This window comes from Sinorhizobium alkalisoli (assembly GCF_008932245.1).
Classification (GTDB): Bacteria; Pseudomonadota; Alphaproteobacteria; order Rhizobiales; family Rhizobiaceae; genus Sinorhizobium; species Sinorhizobium alkalisoli.
In genome coordinates, this window is the sequence record NZ_CP034909.1 from 1,881,207 (window position 1) to 1,899,730 (window position 18,524).

Consider the following 18,524-nt stretch of genomic DNA (forward strand, 5'->3'; position numbering starts at 1 on the left):
CCCGGCGGGTTTGATCGGATCAATCGTAGAGAACGGCGGAGATTTCCGGCGAGTCGATGTTGTCCTTGTCGTACCAGTAGAAGCCGGTATCGATGGTCTTCTCGATCTTTTCGCCCTTTGCGGCGGCGACGGCGGCCTTGACCGTCTCATAGCCGATGCCCACCGGGTTCTGTGTGATTGCACCCGCCATCAGACCTTCACGGATCGCATCCTTCTGGGCCTTGCCCGAGTCGTAGCCGATGATAACCACCTTGGCGCCCTGCTCCTTCACGCCGTTGACGACACCGATGGCCGAGCCTTCATTGGTGCCGAAGATACCCTTGATGTCGGGGTTTGCCGTCAGGATCGCTTTGGTGATTTCCGTCGACTTCAATTGGTCGCCGCCGCCGTACTCGATAGCAACGATTTCGACGTTCGGATGGGCTTCCTTCATACGGTTGACGAAACCGTCGCGTCGGTCGATGCCGGTGCGTGAGGTCTGATCATGCGCCACGACAGCGACTTTGCCGGCATCGCCGATCAGTTCGGCCAGAGTGTCGGCAGCGAGCGCTGCAGCGGCGGCGTTATCGGTTGCGGCGGTGGTCTGCGGGATATCGCTGTCGACGCCCGAGTCGAAGGCGATAACTGGAATTCCGGCGTCGTTCGCCTGTTTCAGCAGCGGAATGGCCGCCTGGCTGTCCAGCGCCGCAAAACCAATGGCGGCTGGTTTTTTCGCCAGCGCGGCTGCGAGCATATCGATCTGCTTGTCGACCTGGCTTTCGCTGTCGGGCCCTTCGAATGTGACTTCGACGTCGAATTCCGCCGCAGCCTGGTCGGCGCCGGCCTTCACCGCCTGCCAGAATTGGTGCTGGAAGCCCTTGGAGATCAGCGGGACATAGAGCTTGTCCTGGGCGACGGCACCGGTGGCGCCGGCCATCAGGGAAAGCGCGGCTACGGCGCCGAGCAGGGTTCGTCTTGTGAACATGGTATCTCCTCCTTGGTGTTCACGGTTGAAAGGTTGGGGTGAGCTTTGACCGGAGCGTCTCCGCCTGCGGCCTTATTTGCGGGCGCGGACGCGCATCTGGTCGGCATAGACGGCGATGATGATGATCGCGCCGGTGACGACCGTCTGCCATTCCGGCGCAACCGACAGGACGCGCAGACCATTGGTCAGAACCGACATGATCAGGGCGCCGATAAGGGTGCCGAGTATGGTGCCGCGGCCGCCGGCAAGGCTGGTGCCGCCGATCACCACTGCGGCAATCGCCTCGAGCTCGTAACCGAGGCCGAGCGCCGGCTGGGCCGAATTGAGGCGGCTGGCAATGAGCAAGCCGGCAATCCCGCAGATTCCGCCAGCCAGCGTGTAGATTGCGATCTTCCAAAAATCCGTGTTGACGCCCGAGAGCCGGACAGCCTCCTCATTGGAGCCGAGTGCGAAAGTGTAGCGGCCGAGCACCGTCCGCCCGAGAATCCACGCTGAAACGGCCGCAACGAGAAAGAGCACCAGCACGCCGTTCGGCACCGGGAAGGCCGGGATTAGCTCGCCGATAATCGAGCCTTGCGCAATGAGGGTGAAGCCGGGCGTGTCGTTGAAATAAATTGGCTTGGTGCCCGTGACGATCAGCGACAGGCCTTTCAGCACCAGCATCATGCCGAGCGTCGCTATGAAGGGCGGGATCTTCATCCGGGCGACGAGGCTGCCGGAGAAAAGGCCGCACACGGCGCCGGTCGCGATCGCCGTCAAGACGCCGAGCGGCAGCGGCATGCCCGCCCAGGCCAGCACCACGCCCGCCATCACCGCACAGAAAGTCATCAGCGTACCGATGGACAGGTCGATGCCGCCGGTGATGATGATCAGCGTCACGCCGACTGCAAGGACGCCGTTGACCGAAGTCGCCTGCAGGATCGCCATGATGTTGGAGACCTGAAAGAAGTTGGGGCTGGCCAGCGAGAAGCCGATGACCAGCACGATGAGGCTGGCGAAGGCCAGGAGTTTCTGCTGTGCGCCGCCGCGCCCGCTTTGCTTTACACCCATGGTTGCGCTTCTCCCTCAGGCCGCCGTCTTGCCGTTACGTTCCGTTGCCAGTTCCATGATCTTTTCCTGATCGGCTCCGCCCGGCAGGATGCCGGTCAGACGCCCCTCGCACATCACGGCGATGCGATGGGAAAGCCGCAGAACCTCCGGCAGCTCGCTGGAAATGACGATGATTGCCTTGCCCTGCGCGGCCAGTTCCTTGAGCAGGCGGTAGATTTCCGCCTTTGCGCCGACGTCGATGCCGCGCGTCGGCTCGTCGAAAATCAGAATGTCGCAGTCGCGCAGCAGCCACTTGGCGATGACCACCTTCTGCTGGTTGCCGCCCGACAGCAGCCCAACCTCCTGCCGGTCGCCCGGCGTGCGGATATCGAGTTTGCCGATATAGTCCTTGGCCACACGACCGAGCGCTCTCTCGTCGACGCGGCCGATCGCATCGCAATGGCGCCCGAGGCTCGCTATCGCGATATTGGCGCGCACGTCCATGCCGAGCGCCAGCCCGAAATGCTTGCGGTCCTCGGAGAGGTAGCCGATGCCGGCGCGTACCGCCTGCGCCGGGCTCGTGATGCGCACGGGCTTGCCGTGCACCAGGATCTCACCGCTGTCGATCGGCTCGGCACCGAAGATGGCGCGGGCAAGCTCGGTGCGCCCGGCGCCCATCAGGCCGGCGAAGCCGAGGATCTCGCCCTTTTTCAGACTGAAGCTGATCTTCTTCAACTGATGGCCGCGGCTGGCATTGCGGACCTCCAGCGCCGTTTCGGCGTTGGAAAGGTCCGGAATGGCCGCGACCTCATCCTTCAACTCCCGTCCGACCATCATGGAGATGATCCTCGAGATCGGCGTGTCCTCGGCCGCGACCGTACCGACATAGGCGCCATCGCGCATGACCGTCACGCGATCGGCTATGCGCTTGATCTCGTCCATCTTGTGGCTGATGTAGATGATGCCGACGCCCTCAGCCTTCAGGCGGCGGATGATGGTGAAGAGCTCGGCAATTTCGGCGTCGTTCAGCGCCGCCGTCGGCTCGTCCATGATGAGCACGCGGGAATGATGGCTAAGCGCCTTGGCAATCTCGACCATCTGCTGGCCGGCAATGGTGAGTTCCGCAACCGGCGTTCGGGGGCTCATCCGGATATTCATGCCGGCGAATATCGCCGCCGCATCGGCATTCAGCCTGGCCTCGTCGATGCGTCCGAACCGCAGGCGCGGCTCGCGGCCGATCCAGATATTCTGCGCGACATTCAGGTCGCGCATCAGCGCCAGTTCCTGATGGATGATGCCGATGCCAAGCTCCTGCGCCGCCCTGGGCGTAGGCAGATGGACTTCCTGCCCGTCGACGAGAATGCGCCCGCTGTCCGGGGTATAGACGCCGGACAGAACCTTCATCAGCGTCGACTTGCCGGCTCCATTCTCGCCCATCAGGGCGTGAACCTCGCCCCTGCGCAGATCGAAGTTGACCGATTTGAGCGCATGCACTCCGGGAAAGGCCTTCTCGATGGCTTCCATTCGAACGATGTCGGACATGGTTCGTGCTTCCCGCCGCATTCAGATCGTGACGCCGCCGTCGACCAGCACGGCCTGACCGGTCACGAAGCGGCTTTCGTCGGAAAGAAGGAAGACGACCATGGGGGTGATGTCGTCCACGGTCGCCAGGCGCCCCATTGGCTGACGCGCGATGAAATCCTTTTCCGCCTGGATCGGATCGGCGGCCGAGGCGATCCGGCCACGCAGAGACGGCGTATCGACCGTTCCGGGGCAAAGGGCGTTGCAGCGGATGCCGTGCTTCACAAAATCGGCGGCAACAGCCTTCGTCAGGCCGATGACGGCAGCTTTGCTGGCGCCATAGGCCGTCCGGTTGACGAAGCCCTTAATGGACGAAGCCATCGAGGCCATATTGAGGATGGACGCCGATCCGGTTTCGGCAGCGCGCTCCAGCATGCCCGGAAGGCAGGCGCGCGCAAGGCGCATCATTGCTGTCACGTTCAGATCGAAGCTGAAGGCCCAATCGTCGTCGGTTACGTCCAGCAACGTGCCGTGGTGAACGAAACCGGCGCAGTTGAAAAGCCCGTCCAAGGGGCCGACGCGAGATGCAAGGATCTTGATGGCCTCCGGATCCCTCACGTCCAGCGCTGCGGTCTCCATGCCGTCCAGGCCTGAAAAAAGCGATTCATTCACATCCGTTGCGATGACGTTCGCACCTTCCTTCAGGCAGGCCAAGGCGCTGGCGCGCCCGATCCCCTGCCCGGCCGCGGTGACAAGAATCGTCTTTCCTTGCAGCCGCATGGTCTCCTCCCATCTGCGATGTTGTTCGTATATGGAATGATATTTCACATAAGAAATACCCTGGCAAGAGAAAATCGTGCTATCTCCTCTCGAAAGAGGTTGATCAGCGGGCTTGGAAGGAAGCGACGCGTGGATAAGAAGCCGGTGAATGGATTGGGTGGAGAGCAGGAACAGGACGACAAATACAGAGCGCCTGCCTTGGATAAGGGGCTGGATATCCTCGAGATTCTGGCCGAACAAAGCGGCAGCATGACCAGAACGGAAATCGTGCGCGAAATGGGCTTGAGCCCCTCGCAGATCTTTCGCATGCTCGAAAGGCTCGTCGCACGGGGATATGTCGCCCGTTCCGAAGGCGGCGATCGTTATTCCCTGACGATGAAGATGTTCCTGCTTGCCAACCGTCACCCTCCAACACGGCGCCTCATCGCACAGGCCCAGCCGCTGATGGACAATTTCGCCCACGAGACGGGGCAAGCCTGCCATCTCGTAGTGCCGGAGGCCGGAAACGGTCTCATCGTCGCGCAGGCGAGCCCAAAGGGGCACTGGGAGTTCCGAGCCCGCGTAGGCGGAGAACTCGACCTTTACACGACGGGCTCGGGTCTTACGCTGATTGCCTTTCAACGTCCCGAGAGACGGGTTCAGGCCCTGGAATACTGGGGCTGCAAGCAGCCCGAACAGCATCTCGCCGAGATAGGCGCGCATCTCGAGGAGATTCGAGCCGCCGGTTTTCGTCTTGGCCCCTCAGGTTACCTCGTGGGCGTCACAGACATAAGCGCGCCAATCTGCGATCCGGGCGGAGAAGCGTTCGCTGTCCTGACTTGCGCATTCATCGAGCACCCCGCCGACAGGGATAGCGAAGCAAGGAGTAAAACGCTTGCGAAATTGTTGCAGTTGTCGGCTGAACTCTCATGTTCCCGTTAGAGCATGATCCGACCGAGTGAAACGAGGGTCGATAACATCATGCGTCAGAAACAAAGCGTTTGGGCGCCGATCTGATCCACTCAGATCGAAACGCGCTCTAGCGGTGCTTCTCCGGCAAAGTTGCGCCCGCGCACGCCACGCGCTCGTCATCCACTGAGCCCGTCGACCGCGATTGTGGCCGAGGCTGCCCCGCCGCACCGCGAAAGAGTAGAGCTATCGCCGTGATCACGAGCAGGCTGCCCGGCAGCCACTGCCAGCCGATGACGTCCGGCCGCATCGCGAACAGCACCAGCATTGAAACGAACGGGACAAGATAGCTATACGCTGTAACCGCCCCCGGCGTGAGCGCGCCGGTCGCACGTTGCATCAGCCAGAAGGTGGCCCCGCTTGAAAAGACACCGAGATAGGCGACCAGCAACACGTCTCCCAAACGCATTCGCCCCATTGCGGCAACCGGCTCGGCGATAAATCCGACAAGGCCGATCAGAACGCCACCCGCGGCCAGGCTCCAGAACGTGCGTACGGCCGCGTCGGGCGACAGGATGCCCCGCCCCAGCCCCCATTTCGACAGGACCGGATAAAGCGCCGACGCGATACATCCCAGGAAGAAGGCCATCTCGCCCCAGCCGAACTGCAGTTTCGCCAGATCGCCGCCGCTCTGGGCGAGCGCCAGCGCCAGGGCCCCGACCGCCCCCAGTACGAGAATTGCCAGCAGGCGATGGGCGCGCGTTTCCACACCGAAAACCCGGCCGAGCCCGTAAGCCAGTAGCGGCATGGAAACGAAAAGCGCCGACATGGAAACTGCGCTCACACGATGGGCAGCCCAGAACATGACGCCGAAAAAGCCGGCAAGGCAGAGCCCCATGACCGCATAAAGCAGCCCGCCCTCAAGGTTCGGCACCGCCGGGCCCGCGCGCCATGCCATCGGCAGCATCGCAAGTGCGGCGATCGCAAAGCGCATCGCCGTCAGAAGCAGCGACGGGAGCCCATCGCTCAGGAGGCCGACGACCGGAAAGGACGCACCGACGATCAAGGCCCAGAGCAGCATCCCCACATGCGCGCCGGCCACACTATTGTCCTTCATTGTTCTTCTCCTTCATCGGTACTACCGCTTCCTGCTCCGGGCCTCCATGGAACGCGCGACCTGGTCTGGCCTTTGGCCGGCGGCGAATTATGGTGCCGGGTAAGCAATGCCACGTGGGCTCAGATGGTTTCCAGGACGTGGGAAACCGGCAGTCGCGGTTTTTGCGGCCAATTGCCTTCCCGGGCGTAGCCAACCGCGATCAGCACCACGGGGATCTCGTCGGCGGCAAGACCGAATTGGCGCGCAACCGCCGTTGGATCGAAGCCGACCATAGGCCCGGTGGCAAGCCCGTACGCTTCCGCCGCGAACATCAGAAAGGCGGCGCCGAGTGTTGCCGTGCGAACCGCCTCGTCACGCTGCATTTGCGGATTGTCGCCATAGGTGCTTTCCACCGCCTCCGCCCAGGCGCCGACCATCGTCGCCGGCATGAAGCCCGCCTCGACAGATGGCCGGAGGCGCCCGTCCATGACGGTGTGCGAGGGCAGCTGTCCGCAAACGATGTACGTGACCGCGGCCTCCGTCACCTTGGCCTGCCCGTAGGCGGCGGCGCGAAGGCGCGCTTTCGCCTCAGCTGTTCTGACGGCGATGAAACGCCAGTTCTGGAGATTGTAGGCGGTGGGTGCGCGCGTCGCCAGCCTTGCAAGCTCTTCGATCTGCTCATCCGTAAGCGCCTTGTCGGCATCGAACAGGTTCGTGGAGACGCGGCTTTCGATAGCGGCAATGATTGGATTCTTCATCTGTCTCGACCTTTGGCATTCGTATGGTTCTTTTTGTCCTGGCGGGTGCGCCGCTGACGAGGTCGATGTTATTCCTTCCCATCATCTCGATAATCCTCTATCCAGTACGAGTACTAACAACCATTAGTGAATAATCGCCATGGATCAATTGCAGGCCATCAAGGTGTTTCGCCAAACGGTGGAGCAGGGTTCTTTCGCGGAAGCCGCGCGACGGATGGGGCTTTCGCCCGCTTCCGTCAGCAAGAATATTCGGGAGTTGGAGGCGTTTTTGCGCGTGCGGCTAATCAACCGCACCACGCGCCGCATGAGCCTGACGGAAGCCGGTGAGCGCTACTTTGAGCAGATCGCCCGCATACTTGACGATCTTGCAGAAGCCGACGATTCGCTCGGGCCCATGCAGCGAATGCCGAGTGGTCTGTTGCGCGTGAGTGCGCCGATTGCCTTCACGCTGACACGCCTGTCGGACGCGATTGTCGGCTTCCTGGGCCGCTATCCCGATCTGACACTTGACCTGAAGCTCGAGGATCGCCGGGTTGACCTCGTCAAGGAGGGGATCGACCTCGCCATTCGCGGCACCGACCGGCTGGAGGATTCCAGCCTGATCGCGCGCAAGCTGATGACGCTAGAGCATGTGATCTGTGCCTCGCCGGACTACTTCGCGCGCGCCGGATGGCCGCGCGAGCCGGAGGATCTGCGTTCGCACAATTGCGTGCAGTTCACGCTCTCCGGCCATGTTCAGGAATGGTCTTTTGCGCGGGAGGGGCGCACTGCGCGGGTGGCGATCAGCGGCCGCTACAAGGTCACGACCAGTCTTGCAGTCCGCGACGCCCTGCTTGCTGGCTTCGGATTGAGCCTCATTCCGCGAATCTATGTGGAAAAGGACATCGCGGAAGGAAGGCTCACGACGGCGCTGGACGACTGGGCGCCGGTCGAGACCTCAATCTATGTTGTCTACCCCTCCCGTCAGTTTGTCCTGCCTAAGGTGCGCGCCTTCGTGGATTTCCTCGTCGATGAGATGCAGGACGAGAGCTGAGATTATGGCCATGCAGCGATCGGGGCCGGTGAAGATCCGGAATCTCCCGCAAGGCGGGCGTTCGAACTGGGCTTCGCTGATCCCCCATCTGCGACCAGGCGAGGCGTGTAAGGCCGCCCGGGTGATTGGCAACAGACGGCGCGACCGGCTCGATGGAGCCCTCTCATTCTGTGCGCGCAGAGCGCCTGCCGCCGTGCCGCCGAGAGAGGAGTTGCTTTCAGGCACGAGACGGCGCCGGAATTGACCGCGGCGCAGGCGTCGCGGTTGGCATGCAAATACTTAAGTGATCGCTTGACTTTTTGCCGGACGAGTCGTTACTTAAGTGCATGGTTGAGCGTTCGGAGCAACTTGATTTGGCTTTTCACGCGCTCGCGGATGCCACGCGTCGGGGCATTCTCGATCGCCTCTCACGGGGACCCGCCTCCGTCAGCGAGCTGGCGAGGCCCTACGGCACGTCGCTCGCCGCGATCCACCAGCACGTCCAGGTGCTCGAGGCAAGCGGGCTCGTTGTGACGGAAAAGCGCGGGCGCACCCGCGAGTGCCGGATCTCCAGCGAGGCGGTCGAGCGCGTTGAAAGCTGGTTGCACGAGCGCCGCCAGCTCTGGGAGAGCCGGTTCGACCGGCTTGGAAAGCTGCTCGAAAGCGGCGAATTCAAGGGTGAAACCGGACCTCTGGACCCGGCGGCGGGAGGAGATCACCAATGACGGCAGCGCCTTTCTTTCACGGTACATTCACGCTGAAACGCGTCTGGGCGGCCCCGCCCGCCCGGGTGTTCGGCGCATGGTCCGATCCCCACCTCAAGGCAAAATGGTTCACCGGTCCGCCGGAACGTTGGACGTTGCTGCGCCGGTCGATGGATTTTCGCGTGGGCGGACTGGAGGTGCTGGAAGGCCGCTTCAACGAGAGCGGCACGGTTACGCTTTTCGAGGCCCGCTACCATCTGATCGAGCCGGCCCGGCGTCTCGTCTATGCCTATGACCTCTATCACTCCGGACGCTTCCATTCGGTCACCTTGTCGAGCCTGGCACTCGAAGCGGAAGGGGACGGAACCCGCGTCTCCTATACGGAGCAGATCGTGTTTCTGGACGGGAAGGACGGGACTGCCGATCGCCGCCACGGAACAGGACTCCAGTTCGACATGATCGAAACCATCCTTCAAATCAACGGAGCCACGCAATGACGCTTGCACTATACGGGCACCCGTTTGCCTCCTTCGTATGGAAACCGCTGATCGCCCTCTACGAGCGCGACGTGCGCTTCGAATTCCGGATGGTCGATCCCGATCATCCGGAGAACCAGGCGCGCATGACCGATCTCTCGCCCACCGGACAATTTCCCGCTCTGATCGACGGAGACAGGGAAATCACTGAGAGCAACGCCGTGATCGAGTATCTCGATCTGTTTCATGGGAACGAAACGCCGATGGTGCCGGAGGATCCGCGCGAAGCGCTGGGAGCGCGCATGATGGCGGACGTGTTCGACGATTATGTCCATGCGCCGATGCAGCGGATCGTCGGTAATGCCCTGCGCGGCGAAAACGAGCGAGACCCGCGCGGCGTCGCCGACGCGCGCACCTTGCTCGATCGATGCTACGCCTGGCTGGAGCCCCGCCTGCAAGCGAGAGAATGGGCGGCGTGCGGCCGGTTCACCATTGCCGATTGTGCCGCCGCACCGGCACTATTCTATGCGGACTGGGTGCACCCGATCCCCGAACGCCATGCCGCGCTCGCCGCCTTCAGGGCACGGCTGCTGTCCCGCTCCTCCGTGGCACGCGTCGTCGACGAAGCACGTCCCTATCGAAGCTTCTTTCCGTTGGGAGCACCCGACCGGGACTAGCTAGCCCCTCCCCGTCTCGCGTCCCAGGCACGCGCGACGCTCCAGGCGGGAGAACTCAATCGAGCCCCGCCAATGCGGAGGCATTACGAATGGCGAGCGCGGCACCCGGGTTCGTTACGGGACGACCCGCGATAAAACGTGCCACGGAAAATTCGGGAAATTCAGCTTTCAAGCGAGCCGTGACTTTGGCCACCTCGACCGTATCGCCCACGGCCGCATGCGCAAGCGCCAGGAACATCAGCACGTCCGGCGACTGTGGCGCGCTTCTTTGGAGCGCCGCAATTGCCTCCATATGCCTGCCCGCGACGAAGAGAATGCGACCCTGCATGGCGAAATACCAAGGCGGGGCCAGCGGATTGAGTTGCATTGCGCGCTCCATAAGCGGAATTGCCTCGGACGGGTCGCCGACGACAAGAGCCTTGCTGCCAGCCAGCAGCATCAGTATGCCGGCGTGATTGGAACCGTATTCGAACGCTCGCCGATGCGCACGCTCCGCCCCCTCGCGGTCGCCTAGGCATGCCCTGAGATCGCCAAGGGAAGCGCAGGCGCAGATGTTCGTCGGGTCGAGTTGCAGCGCGTTTTCGATCGCCGTTCGCCAGTTTTCGATCGACGTTGGCAGATCGTGGCCGAAGCCGTTGCAGGCCTCCACCGAATAGGCATAGCCGAGCTCGGCCCAGGCACTGGCGAAGGTCGGATCGTGCTCCAGCGCGCGTGAAAACAGGCGAATTGCTTCCGCATTCCCGGAGCGGCTGAACGTCGTGTGCTGTTCGAGGGCAAGCAGGTAACAGTCGTAGGCGCTCAGGCTGGCCGGCGGCTTGCGGCGGATGGCCTTGCGGCCGACCGTGGCAAGTATGCCGAAACTGCCGGCAAGCAGGTTGATGATGCTTTCGGCGAGGCTGTCCTGCAGCGCGAAAATTTGCTCCACCGGGCGATCGTAGCGCTCACGCCACAGGCTGACGCCAGTGCGAATATCGGCAAGTTCGATCGTCAGCCGAATCCTCTCGTCATTCGCGCGCAGCCGGCCCGAAACGAGATAGGTGACGCCAAACGCCGCGCCGCCCGCCGCGAAATCGGCAGGCTTGCTGCCCAGCGCTTTCATCGTGTGGAAGGCAATCACAGGTAACCCCGCGTAGCGCGCCATGTCTATCGTGATGTCTGACGACAGCCCGTCGGCAAGGCGGAGCCATCGTTCTTCGGAATTCAAGCATTCGAAGGGGAATATGGCGAGCACCGGCAAGGCGTCGGCCAAGGGTGAAGGAGCATCGGGCTGCACATCGGAGGCACTGTTGAAGTAGGCCGCGAGTCCGACCTTGTTGTGCACCCCAAGTTTCTCGTAGATCGTGGCAAGGTGCGTACGAACGGTGGTCGGGGCGATGAAAAGCGCATTGCCGATTTCGCGATACGTCATGCCGGACGCGAATTTTTCTGCGATCATACGCTCGCGGTTCGACAATGCACCGAGCGCCTGGGCTTTCGAAACGCAATTCAGCACCATGGTGACCCCGACCCAGGAACCTTCCTCGCTTCCGTCGGGAGAATACTACAGATGCAGTAGGACGAATACTGCATCTGCCCGGTCGCACTGCGGATGCACTCGTTGCAAGATTTCCCTGCGATAAGCTGCGATCTGCCAAGGGGCCGTGCGACTTGTTTCCAATGCGCATCGCCACTGTGCCTGGAAGCAGGAGCGACGCGCCTCGAACGCGGGGCTCGTTCTGGAAAGATCGGCGTGTTCCGCCTGTAAACCGGTAGCTGGAAGGGCTAACAATGAGCGCGAACTCATTCCTGGGGCTCGTGGCGATGCTTGTTGCAGTGTTTTCAGGACTGCAGGCACATGCCGCCGATGTCGATACCGCCATCGTCTTCGCGGTCGATTACTCATCCTCGGTCGACCCGGCTACCGCCGACCTGCAGCGCAAGGGACATGCCGCTGCCCTTACTTCGACCGAGGTCGTCGCGGCGATTGCCGGCAACCATCTCGGCTGCATCAGCATTGCTTATATTGAATGGGCGAGCCCGGGGCGCATAAGGACCGTGCTGCCCTGGACGAGCATCTGCACGCTTGAAGATGCCGAAGCGGCCGCCCTGGTGATCAACGAGCGCGGGGACACTGGCTTCAGTCGCAGCGGGCGCGGCGGTACGTCGGTTTCCTCTGCCATCGACGTTGCAAGTCTGTTGCTCGATCAGTTTCCAGGAAGGGCGACCAGAAAAATAATCGACATCTCTGCCAACGGCGAGAACAACGACGGGCTTCCTGTTGAGCCGAGCCGGCGGAAGGCAATTGCCAAAGGGTACACGATCAACGCGATTGCCATTCCAGCCCAGGATGACAATCCTGGCCACCAGCTGGCATCCTATTTTGCCGACTGCGTCATTGGTGGTCCCGAGGCTTTCGTGATGAGGCCGACGGCTCCAAGCGACTACACCAGGGCTCTCCGCCGCAAATTGCTGACTGAAATTAGTATGAACATTGAACCATAAATCCGCTACTGCACGCCGCGGCCAAGCATATTCGTACGACGCGCCTCGCCCACAGCCCCCGGCTAAAAGCTCAGTGCCGCCATATGGAATTGCAGTTGCTCCACCGGATAGCGATAGTCCCACCCCACCGGGCAGGCGTTGCGAGAGCGACAGCCCGCGGCAAAACAGCCACCCCTCCCCGTCACGCCCAGATACGTGCGGCAATGCACGGCATCGAACTTACCGGAGGCCAAGGCTTGAGCGGGACAGGCTGCAACACACGGCTTTCCCTCGCAAGTATCGCAGGGATGCCCCATTACCGCCTCGCCCGATACCGGCAGCGGTCGGGCGAAGGCCAGCGCGCCGCGATAGCCGTGCCAGAGGCCAAAGCGCGGATGGATGAGAATTCCGAGCGGCGACTGCTTCAACCCTTCGGCGCGCATCGCCCATTGCTGGAAGGGTTGCCACGGCGGATCGGAGGGGAAATAGGCCGTCACACCCGTCGCCTCCGCCACCGGCAGGATCACCTGTTTCGACCAGTTGTCGAGCGGGTCCGTTCCGCCAGCATCCGCGGCACCTTCCCGCCAACGGCTGAAAGGCTCCCAGATCGAGCCGCCTATATTGCCGATGAGGGCGACGCTCGCCGCCGCCGCGCCGCCGTCAAGCGAGGGCGCCTCCTCGCCTTTTGCGAACGTCACCGTTCCGCGCAAAAAAAGACCGTGCGGCCGGAGGGCCGCACGGATCTTTTCGATTGAATGCTCCGCCGAAGCAGACGCCGCCGTCATTTCGGTTTCGGCCCCTGTAACTCGTAATGCGGGCGCCAGACCTCCTTCTGGATCATGTCCGCGACCTGCGCCCTGCCGCCTTGCTCCCTGGCGCGTTCGGGAGCCTTTCAGGTGAAGGCGTCCGGCATCGAGTCCTTGCGCTTGGCGATGAAGTCCTTGAGCGCTTCGTCGATGGCCGGATCGAGATACGGCGCCTCGTAGGTCTCGAGCCAGCTGCGGGCCAGCGCATTGGCGCGCTCTTCGATACGCTTCTGGCCTTCGATTTCCCACTGTTCGAAGGAATTGTTGTCGGCGAGCGGCGAGCGATAGAAGGCCGTCTGGAAGTTGGCCTGCGTATGGGCGCAGCCGAGATAGTGGCTGCCGGGTCCGACTTCGCGGATCGCGTCCATCGCCTGGGCGCTTTCCGACAGATCGACCCCTTCGGCCATCTTCTGCATCATGCCGAGTTGGTCCTGGTCGATCATGAACTTCTCGTAGGAGGAAACGAGACCCCCTTCGAGCCAGCCGGCCGAGTGCAGCACAAAGTTGGTACCGGCAAGCAGCGTCATGTTGAGCGTGCTCGCCGATTCATGCGCGGCCTGCGCATCCGGAACCTTCGAGCCGCAGAGCGAGCCGCCGGTACGGAACGGCAGTCCGAGCCGGCGGGCAAGCTGAGCCGCGCCGTAGGAGACGAGCGACGGCTCGGGCGTGCCGAAGGTCGGTGCACCCGACTGCATCGAGATCGAGGCCGCGAAGGTGCCGAAAAGCACCGGCGCGCCCTTGCGGATGAGCTGGGTGAAGGATGCACCGGCGAGCACTTCAGCGAGGATCTGCGCCAGCGTGCCGGCAACGGTCACCGGGCTCATGGCACCCGAAAGGATGAAGGGCGAGACCACGCAGGCCTGGTTATGGCGGGCATAGACCTTGGCGGCCCCCAGCATCGTCTCGTCGAAGACCATCGGCGAGTTGGCGTTGATGAGGTTCAGCGTCACCGTGTTGTTCTCGACGAAGTCGTCGCCGAACAGGATCTTCGCCATCGCCACCGTGTCTTCGGCGCGTTCGGGCGCCGTAACCGATCCCATGAAGGGTTTGTCGGAATAGCGCATATGGGTGTAGACCATATCGAGATGGCGCTTGTTGACCGGAACGTCGACGGGCTCGCAGACTGTGCCGCCCGAAGAATGCATGGACGGCGCCATATAGGCGAGCTTCACGAAGTTGCGGAAGTCCTCGATGGTCGCGTAGCGACGGTTGCCTTCGAGGTCGCGCACGAAGGGCGGTCCGTAGACCGGCGCGAAGACCGTCGCCTTGCCGCCGATTTGCGCGTTCCGCTCAGGATTGCGCGCATTCCAGGTGAACTCCTTCGGTGCGCTCTTCAGGAGCTCGCGGCAGAGGCCTTTCGGGAAATGCACCCGCTGGCCGCGTACGTCGGCGCCCGCCGCCTTCCAGAGTTCGAGCGCTTCTGCGTCGTCGCGAAACTCGATGCCGATCTCTTCGAGTATGATATCGGCATTGCGCTCGATGATCTGCAGACCCTCTTCGTCAAGCACTTCATATTCGCGAATCTTGCGCTGGATATAGGGCAAAGACGGTCCCGGACCGCCACCGGTGCGGGAGGCGCGGCGTGCCGCCGCTCCCCGTCCCTCGCCACGCGCGCGGCGTCCGCCGCCTTCGACCGCGCCTTGTTCTGTCACGTCGCTCATTCGCTCGTTTCCTCTCCCGCCGTGTCTCTCCTTGTTAAGACGCGGCAACACTCTGGACCGGATTGGGCGCATAATCTTTTCCCGGGATCGAATCCAGTGGTCAAGACCATGCGCCGGCATCATTTCGGTATAATGCTAGCAAGCCGCCGGCCCGGTACGGGTCTCAATGCGCCAACGGGTGGCGCATCTTAGACACTCGGCCGACGCGCGACACAGACCCGCCAACCACCCGACGGGCGGCTACCGAACTGCATCCGCCTTTGAGAATCAAGCGCATCTGGCGGCGAACGGAGCTGCGCACCGCGCCGTAAGGCGGCAATATGCCGAAGGACCGATGGAACCGAGAGGCCCTGAGCAGGTTACGCAAACGGGTCCCCACGGCTGTGCTGAGAACCTGCGGCGAACACAAGGAATGTGGGTAGCCCGTGAATGTCTTGCTAGTCGCTTTTCGTCATATGCGGCGTCGCATTCGAAAAGAGATTTTTAGGCATCGCCCGCTAAGGATTGGGCAGCGTCCGGATTGTGCCCAAGATCGTGCCCACCCGTGCGAAATCACCGTGCCAGGAACCGAGGAAACCCACTATGGCAGACGATGAAATCATTCTCGAGGACCTTTCCGACGAAGAACTCGTGCAGCAGATGCACGACGATCTTTATGATGGTCTCAAGGAAGAAATCGAGGACGGCACGCGCATCCTCCTCGATCGCGGCTGGACGCCCTACGACATTTTGACCAAGGCGCTCGTTGAAGGCATGCGCATCGTCGGCATCGACTTCCGCGACGGCATCCTGTTCGTTCCGGAAGTGCTGCTCTCGGCCAATGCGATGAAGGCCGGCATGACCATCCTTCGCCCGCTGCTTGCCGAAACCGGTGCGCCGAAGCTCGGCAAGATGGTGATCGGTACCGTCAAGGGCGACATCCACGATATCGGCAAGAATCTCGTGGGCATGATGATGGAAGGCGCCGGCTTCGATGTCGTCGACCTCGGCATCAACAACCCGGTCGAGAACTATCTCGAAGCGCTCGAGCGCGAGAAGCCCGATATTCTCGGCATGTCGGCTCTGCTCACGACGACCATGCCCTACATGAAGGTCGTGATCGATACGATGAAGGAAAAGGGCCTGCGCGATGACTATGTCGTGCTCGTCGGCGGCGCGCCGCTGAACGAAGAATTCGGCAAGGCCGTTGGCGCCGACGCCTATTGCCGCGATGCTGCGGTCGCCGTCGAAACTGCCAAGGACTTCATCAAGCGCAAGCACAACCAGCTTGCCGCCGGCTGAGGCCGCCTTATCTTGAAGAGAAAGCCGGCTGCGCGGATGAACCCGGCAGCCGGCTTTCTACGCTTCAGGCGAATACAGGATCGGATCAGTTGGTCGCTCTTGCGATCTTGCGCCCGACATTCGAGGTATCCTGTCCTACGCCGCGGATGGTGTTGCCGCAGGAAGTCAAGGTTGCGAGAACCATCAGGACGATGCCGACCGTCGCGAGCGTTTTCGTTTTCATAGGCGCGATTCCTTCACGTTATTGCGAGGCCGAATAGAGATGGAAAATCTGCCGGAGGCAAGAGAACGTGATGCATCGATGAAAGTCCAGGTCATCGGCTGCGGCGCGATCGCGCGCGAGATCCTCGCGATCTGTGAGGCAAACCGGCTGGACCACATCACCCTCAGCTGTCTGCCGGCCATCTGGCACAACACCCCGGAAAAGATCGTGCCCGGGCTGCGCCAAGCGATCGCCGCGGCGCGCGCGGAAGGTTTCGAGCGCATCTTCGTCGCCTATGCCGATTGCGGCACCGGCGGCCTCATCGACCGGCTCTGCGAAGAGGAAGGCGTAGACCGCATTCCCGGGCCGCACTGCTATTCCTTCTTCGCGGGCAATGATGCCTTCGCCGAGCGCTGGGACGAGGACATCACCGCCTTTTTCCTTACCGATTTCCTCGCCCGCCAGTTCGAAACCTTCGTCATCGAGCCGCTCGGCCTCGACAAGCACCCGGAACTCAGGGACATGTATTTCGGCCATTACCGAAAACTCGTCTACCTGTCGCAGGTGGAAGACGAGGCCCTCCAGGCGAAGGCGCGTCGCGCCGCCGATATGCTCGGACTGGAATACGAGTACCGTTACACCGGCTATGGCGATCTGACGCGGTCGCTGACCGAAGCGTGAGCGGTTCCTCCTGACCGGCAGCAATTGTCCCGCGCCCGCTTAATACAACCGTAACGCCTGCGACCGCATATCTTTTTGCCGAAGTTGCTGCGGCGCGTCGCGTTTACCGGTGAAAGTCATGAAAAGCGAAAAGGCGAAAGCCCCGGGCAACCGACGCATCGTCGTCGTCACCGCCGGCGGCGACAATCCGAACATCATGATCAATGCCCTTGCCGCTCGTTTCGACGACGTCGTCGTCCTGCAGGAACAGCAGGAGCCGAAGGCGCTCTTCGTCAGGCGGCGCGCCCGCAAGCTCGGCTGGCCGACCGCACTCGGTCAACTGGCGACGATGATCGTCTCACGTTTCGGCAAGCACTTGACGCAACGTCGGGCGGAAGCGATTCTGCGCGCCTATGGCGTTTCCGCTGAGCCCGACCCGTCAATCCCCGTTCACCCAATTGCGTCGATCAACGACGCAGAGGCACACGGCCAACTGCAAGCGCTTCAACCCGCCGTCGTCTTCCTGATAAGTTGCCGCATGCTGAAGCCGGAAACGCTTGCGGCCATCCCCTGCCCGATCATCAACTTCCATGCCGGCATCAATCCGCAATATCGCGGCCTGATGGGCGGCTACTGGGCGCTCGTCAATGGCGATGCCGAGAATTTCGGGGCGACCGTGCATCTCGTCGACGAAGGCGTCGACACTGGCGGCATCCTCTACCAGACGCGACAGGTGCCGAGCCCTGACGACACGATGCACACCTACCCGCTGCTGCAGACCGCCGCTGCCACCGGCATTGCGGCCCAGGCGGTCGAAGATGCACTCGCCGGAGAGCTCCGGTCCGCCGCCGTCGACGCGCCGTCGAGGCAGTGGTACCACCCGCCGATCTGGGTCTGGTTGTCGAACGGCATTCGACGCGGGATCTGGTAGAGCCGTCAGCGTCCTTTGCGCATCCCTTATCTACGGGAGGAGCATGATCCGACCGGAGTGAAACGAGGATCGATAAGATCATGCGTCAGAAAGAAAGCGTTGGAGCGCCGATCTGGTCCAGTCGGATCGAAACGCGCTCCAAAAGGCCGCACGGCACTGTTGAGTGCTGCGCGTATTTGAACTAAAGAAGGCGGCAGTATTAGCCCAGATGGGTCAAGTTTTACGTTTTTCTGCACCGCCGGTTAATCCCTTCCCATTATCATGCGTGCGATGGGGGCGAACAGGAGACCCAGCCGTGAAATCGCAGACAGGAAATCCGGCCGCGCTGACCGGCAACCGCAGCACTGTCGTGCGCGGCGTTCTCGCCCTGCTCGTTGCAGCGACGGCGTCGGCCTGCTCGGCAGTGACGGATCGGGATATTCAGACCGCATCGGTAACGAAAGAGGTCGGCTACCCCGTCTCCGCCAGCGAGCAACCCGCGACAAAGCGGGTCACCGTCACGCAAAAGCCAACCAAAGTCGATCGCACCGCCTATCTGGGGCGCGCACCCTATATCTGCACGCCGAGTGGTTTCGGCAGCACGTCGCGCTGCTTCCTTCGATAGGCGCAGATGGCGCT

The 18,524-nt window shown here is 62.2% G+C and carries 20 protein-coding genes; 10 read left to right on the top strand and 10 right to left on the bottom strand.

Annotation, left to right across the window (positions count from 1 at the left end; all coding sequences use genetic code 11):
- Positions 1–19: 19 nt before the first annotated feature.
- The 4 genes from EKH55_RS09200 to EKH55_RS09215 all read right to left on the bottom strand — a co-directional run bounded on the left by EKH55_RS09200 (position 20) and on the right by EKH55_RS09215 (position 4,294).
- Positions 20–964, bottom strand: coding sequence for an ABC transporter substrate-binding protein (locus EKH55_RS09200; protein WP_069458281.1), 945 nt, complete (start codon positions 962–964; stop codon positions 20–22).
- 72 nt (positions 965–1,036) lie between these two features.
- A complete protein-coding gene (locus EKH55_RS09205; protein ID WP_151611390.1) occupies positions 1,037–2,014 on the bottom strand; it encodes an ABC transporter permease in 978 nt (325 codons plus the stop codon).
- 15 nt (positions 2,015–2,029) lie between these two features.
- Positions 2,030–3,535, bottom strand: coding sequence for a sugar ABC transporter ATP-binding protein (locus tag EKH55_RS09210; RefSeq protein WP_069458279.1), 1,506 nt, complete (start codon positions 3,533–3,535; stop codon positions 2,030–2,032).
- 21 nt (positions 3,536–3,556) lie between these two features.
- Positions 3,557–4,294 (bottom strand): SDR family oxidoreductase, encoded by a 738-nt coding sequence (locus tag EKH55_RS09215; protein ID WP_069458278.1) that lies wholly within the window; start codon positions 4,292–4,294, stop codon positions 3,557–3,559.
- 249 nt (positions 4,295–4,543) lie between these two features.
- On the opposite strand from EKH55_RS09215, the gene EKH55_RS09220 reads away from it, so the two are divergent.
- Positions 4,544–5,215, top strand: coding sequence for an IclR family transcriptional regulator (locus tag EKH55_RS09220; protein ID WP_245314610.1), 672 nt, complete (start codon positions 4,544–4,546; stop codon positions 5,213–5,215).
- A 97-nt stretch (positions 5,216–5,312) separates the two neighbouring features.
- On the opposite strand, the gene EKH55_RS09225 is transcribed toward EKH55_RS09220, so the two are convergent.
- Positions 5,313–6,299: a DMT family transporter gene (locus EKH55_RS09225; protein WP_225192676.1), complete on the bottom strand. Its 987-nt coding sequence runs from the start codon at positions 6,297–6,299 to the stop codon at positions 5,313–5,315.
- Positions 6,300–6,418: 119 nt separating this feature from the next.
- Positions 6,419–7,036, bottom strand: a complete 618-nt coding sequence (locus EKH55_RS09230; protein ID WP_069458277.1) for a nitroreductase family protein — start codon at positions 7,034–7,036, stop codon at positions 6,419–6,421.
- A 139-nt stretch (positions 7,037–7,175) separates the two neighbouring features.
- Here EKH55_RS09230 and EKH55_RS09235 point away from each other — a divergent pair, with 139 nt between their 5' ends.
- The 4 genes from EKH55_RS09235 to EKH55_RS09250 all read left to right on the top strand — a co-directional run bounded on the left by EKH55_RS09235 (position 7,176) and on the right by EKH55_RS09250 (position 9,905).
- Positions 7,176–8,069, top strand: coding sequence for a LysR family transcriptional regulator (locus EKH55_RS09235; protein ID WP_151611391.1), 894 nt, complete (start codon positions 7,176–7,178; stop codon positions 8,067–8,069).
- A gap of 326 nt (positions 8,070–8,395) precedes the next feature.
- Complete coding sequence (locus tag EKH55_RS09240; protein ID WP_069458275.1) at positions 8,396–8,773, top strand: ArsR/SmtB family transcription factor; 378 nt, start codon at positions 8,396–8,398, stop codon at positions 8,771–8,773.
- Positions 8,770–9,249, top strand: coding sequence for an SRPBCC family protein (locus tag EKH55_RS09245; RefSeq protein ID WP_069458274.1), 480 nt, complete (start codon positions 8,770–8,772; stop codon positions 9,247–9,249). Before EKH55_RS09240 ends, EKH55_RS09245 begins: the two co-directional genes overlap by 4 nt.
- Complete coding sequence (locus EKH55_RS09250) at positions 9,246–9,905, top strand: glutathione S-transferase family protein (protein ID WP_069458273.1); 660 nt, start codon at positions 9,246–9,248, stop codon at positions 9,903–9,905. The genes EKH55_RS09245 and EKH55_RS09250 overlap by 4 nt, the downstream gene beginning before the upstream one ends.
- A 55-nt stretch (positions 9,906–9,960) precedes the next feature.
- Here EKH55_RS09250 and EKH55_RS09255 read toward each other — a convergent pair whose 3' ends face one another.
- Positions 9,961–11,400, bottom strand: a complete 1,440-nt coding sequence (locus EKH55_RS09255) for a LuxR C-terminal-related transcriptional regulator (protein ID WP_069458272.1) — start codon at positions 11,398–11,400, stop codon at positions 9,961–9,963.
- A 272-nt stretch (positions 11,401–11,672) separates the two neighbouring features.
- Between EKH55_RS09255 and EKH55_RS09260 the strand changes: the two genes are divergently transcribed.
- A complete protein-coding gene (locus tag EKH55_RS09260; RefSeq protein WP_069458271.1) occupies positions 11,673–12,386 on the top strand; it encodes a DUF1194 domain-containing protein in 714 nt (237 codons plus the stop codon).
- Positions 12,387–12,448: 62 nt separating this feature from the next.
- Here the strand turns inward: EKH55_RS09260 and EKH55_RS09265 are convergent, their stop codons facing one another.
- Both EKH55_RS09265 and EKH55_RS09270 read right to left on the bottom strand, forming a co-directional pair.
- Complete coding sequence (locus EKH55_RS09265) at positions 12,449–13,150, bottom strand: 4Fe-4S dicluster domain-containing protein (protein WP_069458270.1); 702 nt, start codon at positions 13,148–13,150, stop codon at positions 12,449–12,451.
- 107 nt (positions 13,151–13,257) lie between these two features.
- The gene (locus EKH55_RS09270) at positions 13,258–14,832 is read right to left on the bottom strand and encodes a trimethylamine methyltransferase family protein (protein WP_069458269.1); all 1,575 of its coding nucleotides are present in this window, start codon (positions 14,830–14,832) and stop codon (positions 13,258–13,260) included.
- 582 nt (positions 14,833–15,414) lie between these two features.
- Between EKH55_RS09270 and EKH55_RS09275 the strand changes: the two genes are divergently transcribed.
- Positions 15,415–16,113 carry a corrinoid protein gene (locus tag EKH55_RS09275; protein WP_069458268.1) on the top strand — a complete coding sequence of 233 codons (699 nt, stop codon included), beginning with the start codon at positions 15,415–15,417 and terminating at the stop codon, positions 16,111–16,113.
- Positions 16,114–16,198: 85 nt separating this feature from the next.
- On the opposite strand, the gene EKH55_RS09280 is transcribed toward EKH55_RS09275, so the two are convergent.
- Complete coding sequence (locus tag EKH55_RS09280; protein ID WP_151611392.1) at positions 16,199–16,336, bottom strand: entericidin A/B family lipoprotein; 138 nt, start codon at positions 16,334–16,336, stop codon at positions 16,199–16,201.
- A 39-nt stretch (positions 16,337–16,375) separates the two neighbouring features.
- Here EKH55_RS09280 and EKH55_RS09285 point away from each other — a divergent pair, with 39 nt between their 5' ends.
- The 3 genes from EKH55_RS09285 to EKH55_RS09295 all read left to right on the top strand — a co-directional run bounded on the left by EKH55_RS09285 (position 16,376) and on the right by EKH55_RS09295 (position 18,510).
- Positions 16,376–16,996, top strand: a complete 621-nt coding sequence (locus EKH55_RS09285) for a DUF1638 domain-containing protein (protein ID WP_151611393.1) — start codon at positions 16,376–16,378, stop codon at positions 16,994–16,996.
- 118 nt (positions 16,997–17,114) lie between these two features.
- Entirely contained in the window at positions 17,115–17,906 is a 792-nt protein-coding gene (locus tag EKH55_RS09290; RefSeq protein WP_069458265.1) for a formyl transferase, read from the top strand.
- A gap of 295 nt (positions 17,907–18,201) precedes the next feature.
- Positions 18,202–18,510 (top strand): hypothetical protein, encoded by a 309-nt coding sequence (locus tag EKH55_RS09295; RefSeq protein ID WP_069458264.1) that lies wholly within the window; start codon positions 18,202–18,204, stop codon positions 18,508–18,510.
- Positions 18,511–18,524 lie beyond the last annotated feature (14 nt).

What these genes read in the sequence shown, in the direction of transcription:
- EKH55_RS09210 (WP_069458279.1), bottom strand. Translation starts at nt 3,535, where the DNA reads ATGTCCGACATCGTTCGAATGGAAGCCATCGAGAAGGCCTTTCCCGGA.
- EKH55_RS09260 (WP_069458271.1), top strand. Translation starts at nt 11,673, where the DNA reads ATGAGCGCGAACTCATTCCTGGGGCTCGTGGCGATGCTTGTTGCAGTG.
- EKH55_RS09280 (WP_151611392.1), bottom strand. Translation starts at nt 16,336, where the DNA reads ATGAAAACGAAAACGCTCGCGACGGTCGGCATCGTCCTGATGGTTCTC.
- EKH55_RS09230 (WP_069458277.1), bottom strand. Translation starts at nt 7,036, where the DNA reads ATGAAGAATCCAATCATTGCCGCTATCGAAAGCCGCGTCTCCACGAAC.
- EKH55_RS09220 (WP_245314610.1), top strand. Translation starts at nt 4,544, where the DNA reads ATGACCAGAACGGAAATCGTGCGCGAAATGGGCTTGAGCCCCTCGCAG.
- EKH55_RS09275 (WP_069458268.1), top strand. Translation starts at nt 15,415, where the DNA reads ATGGCAGACGATGAAATCATTCTCGAGGACCTTTCCGACGAAGAACTC.
- EKH55_RS09285 (WP_151611393.1), top strand. Translation starts at nt 16,376, where the DNA reads ATGGAAAATCTGCCGGAGGCAAGAGAACGTGATGCATCGATGAAAGTC.
- EKH55_RS09250 (WP_069458273.1), top strand. Translation starts at nt 9,246, where the DNA reads ATGACGCTTGCACTATACGGGCACCCGTTTGCCTCCTTCGTATGGAAA.
- EKH55_RS09245 (WP_069458274.1), top strand. Translation starts at nt 8,770, where the DNA reads ATGACGGCAGCGCCTTTCTTTCACGGTACATTCACGCTGAAACGCGTC.
- EKH55_RS09240 (WP_069458275.1), top strand. Translation starts at nt 8,396, where the DNA reads ATGGTTGAGCGTTCGGAGCAACTTGATTTGGCTTTTCACGCGCTCGCG.
- EKH55_RS09225 (WP_225192676.1), bottom strand. Translation starts at nt 6,299, where the DNA reads ATGAAGGACAATAGTGTGGCCGGCGCGCATGTGGGGATGCTGCTCTGG.
- EKH55_RS09215 (WP_069458278.1), bottom strand. Translation starts at nt 4,294, where the DNA reads ATGCGGCTGCAAGGAAAGACGATTCTTGTCACCGCGGCCGGGCAGGGG.
- EKH55_RS09235 (WP_151611391.1), top strand. Translation starts at nt 7,176, where the DNA reads ATGGATCAATTGCAGGCCATCAAGGTGTTTCGCCAAACGGTGGAGCAG.
- EKH55_RS09270 (WP_069458269.1), bottom strand. Translation starts at nt 14,832, where the DNA reads ATGAGCGACGTGACAGAACAAGGCGCGGTCGAAGGCGGCGGACGCCGC.
- EKH55_RS09205 (WP_151611390.1), bottom strand. Translation starts at nt 2,014, where the DNA reads ATGGGTGTAAAGCAAAGCGGGCGCGGCGGCGCACAGCAGAAACTCCTG.
- EKH55_RS09265 (WP_069458270.1), bottom strand. Translation starts at nt 13,150, where the DNA reads ATGACGGCGGCGTCTGCTTCGGCGGAGCATTCAATCGAAAAGATCCGT.
- EKH55_RS09290 (WP_069458265.1), top strand. Translation starts at nt 17,115, where the DNA reads ATGAAAAGCGAAAAGGCGAAAGCCCCGGGCAACCGACGCATCGTCGTC.
- EKH55_RS09200 (WP_069458281.1), bottom strand. Translation starts at nt 964, where the DNA reads ATGTTCACAAGACGAACCCTGCTCGGCGCCGTAGCCGCGCTTTCCCTG.
- EKH55_RS09255 (WP_069458272.1), bottom strand. Translation starts at nt 11,400, where the DNA reads ATGGTGCTGAATTGCGTTTCGAAAGCCCAGGCGCTCGGTGCATTGTCG.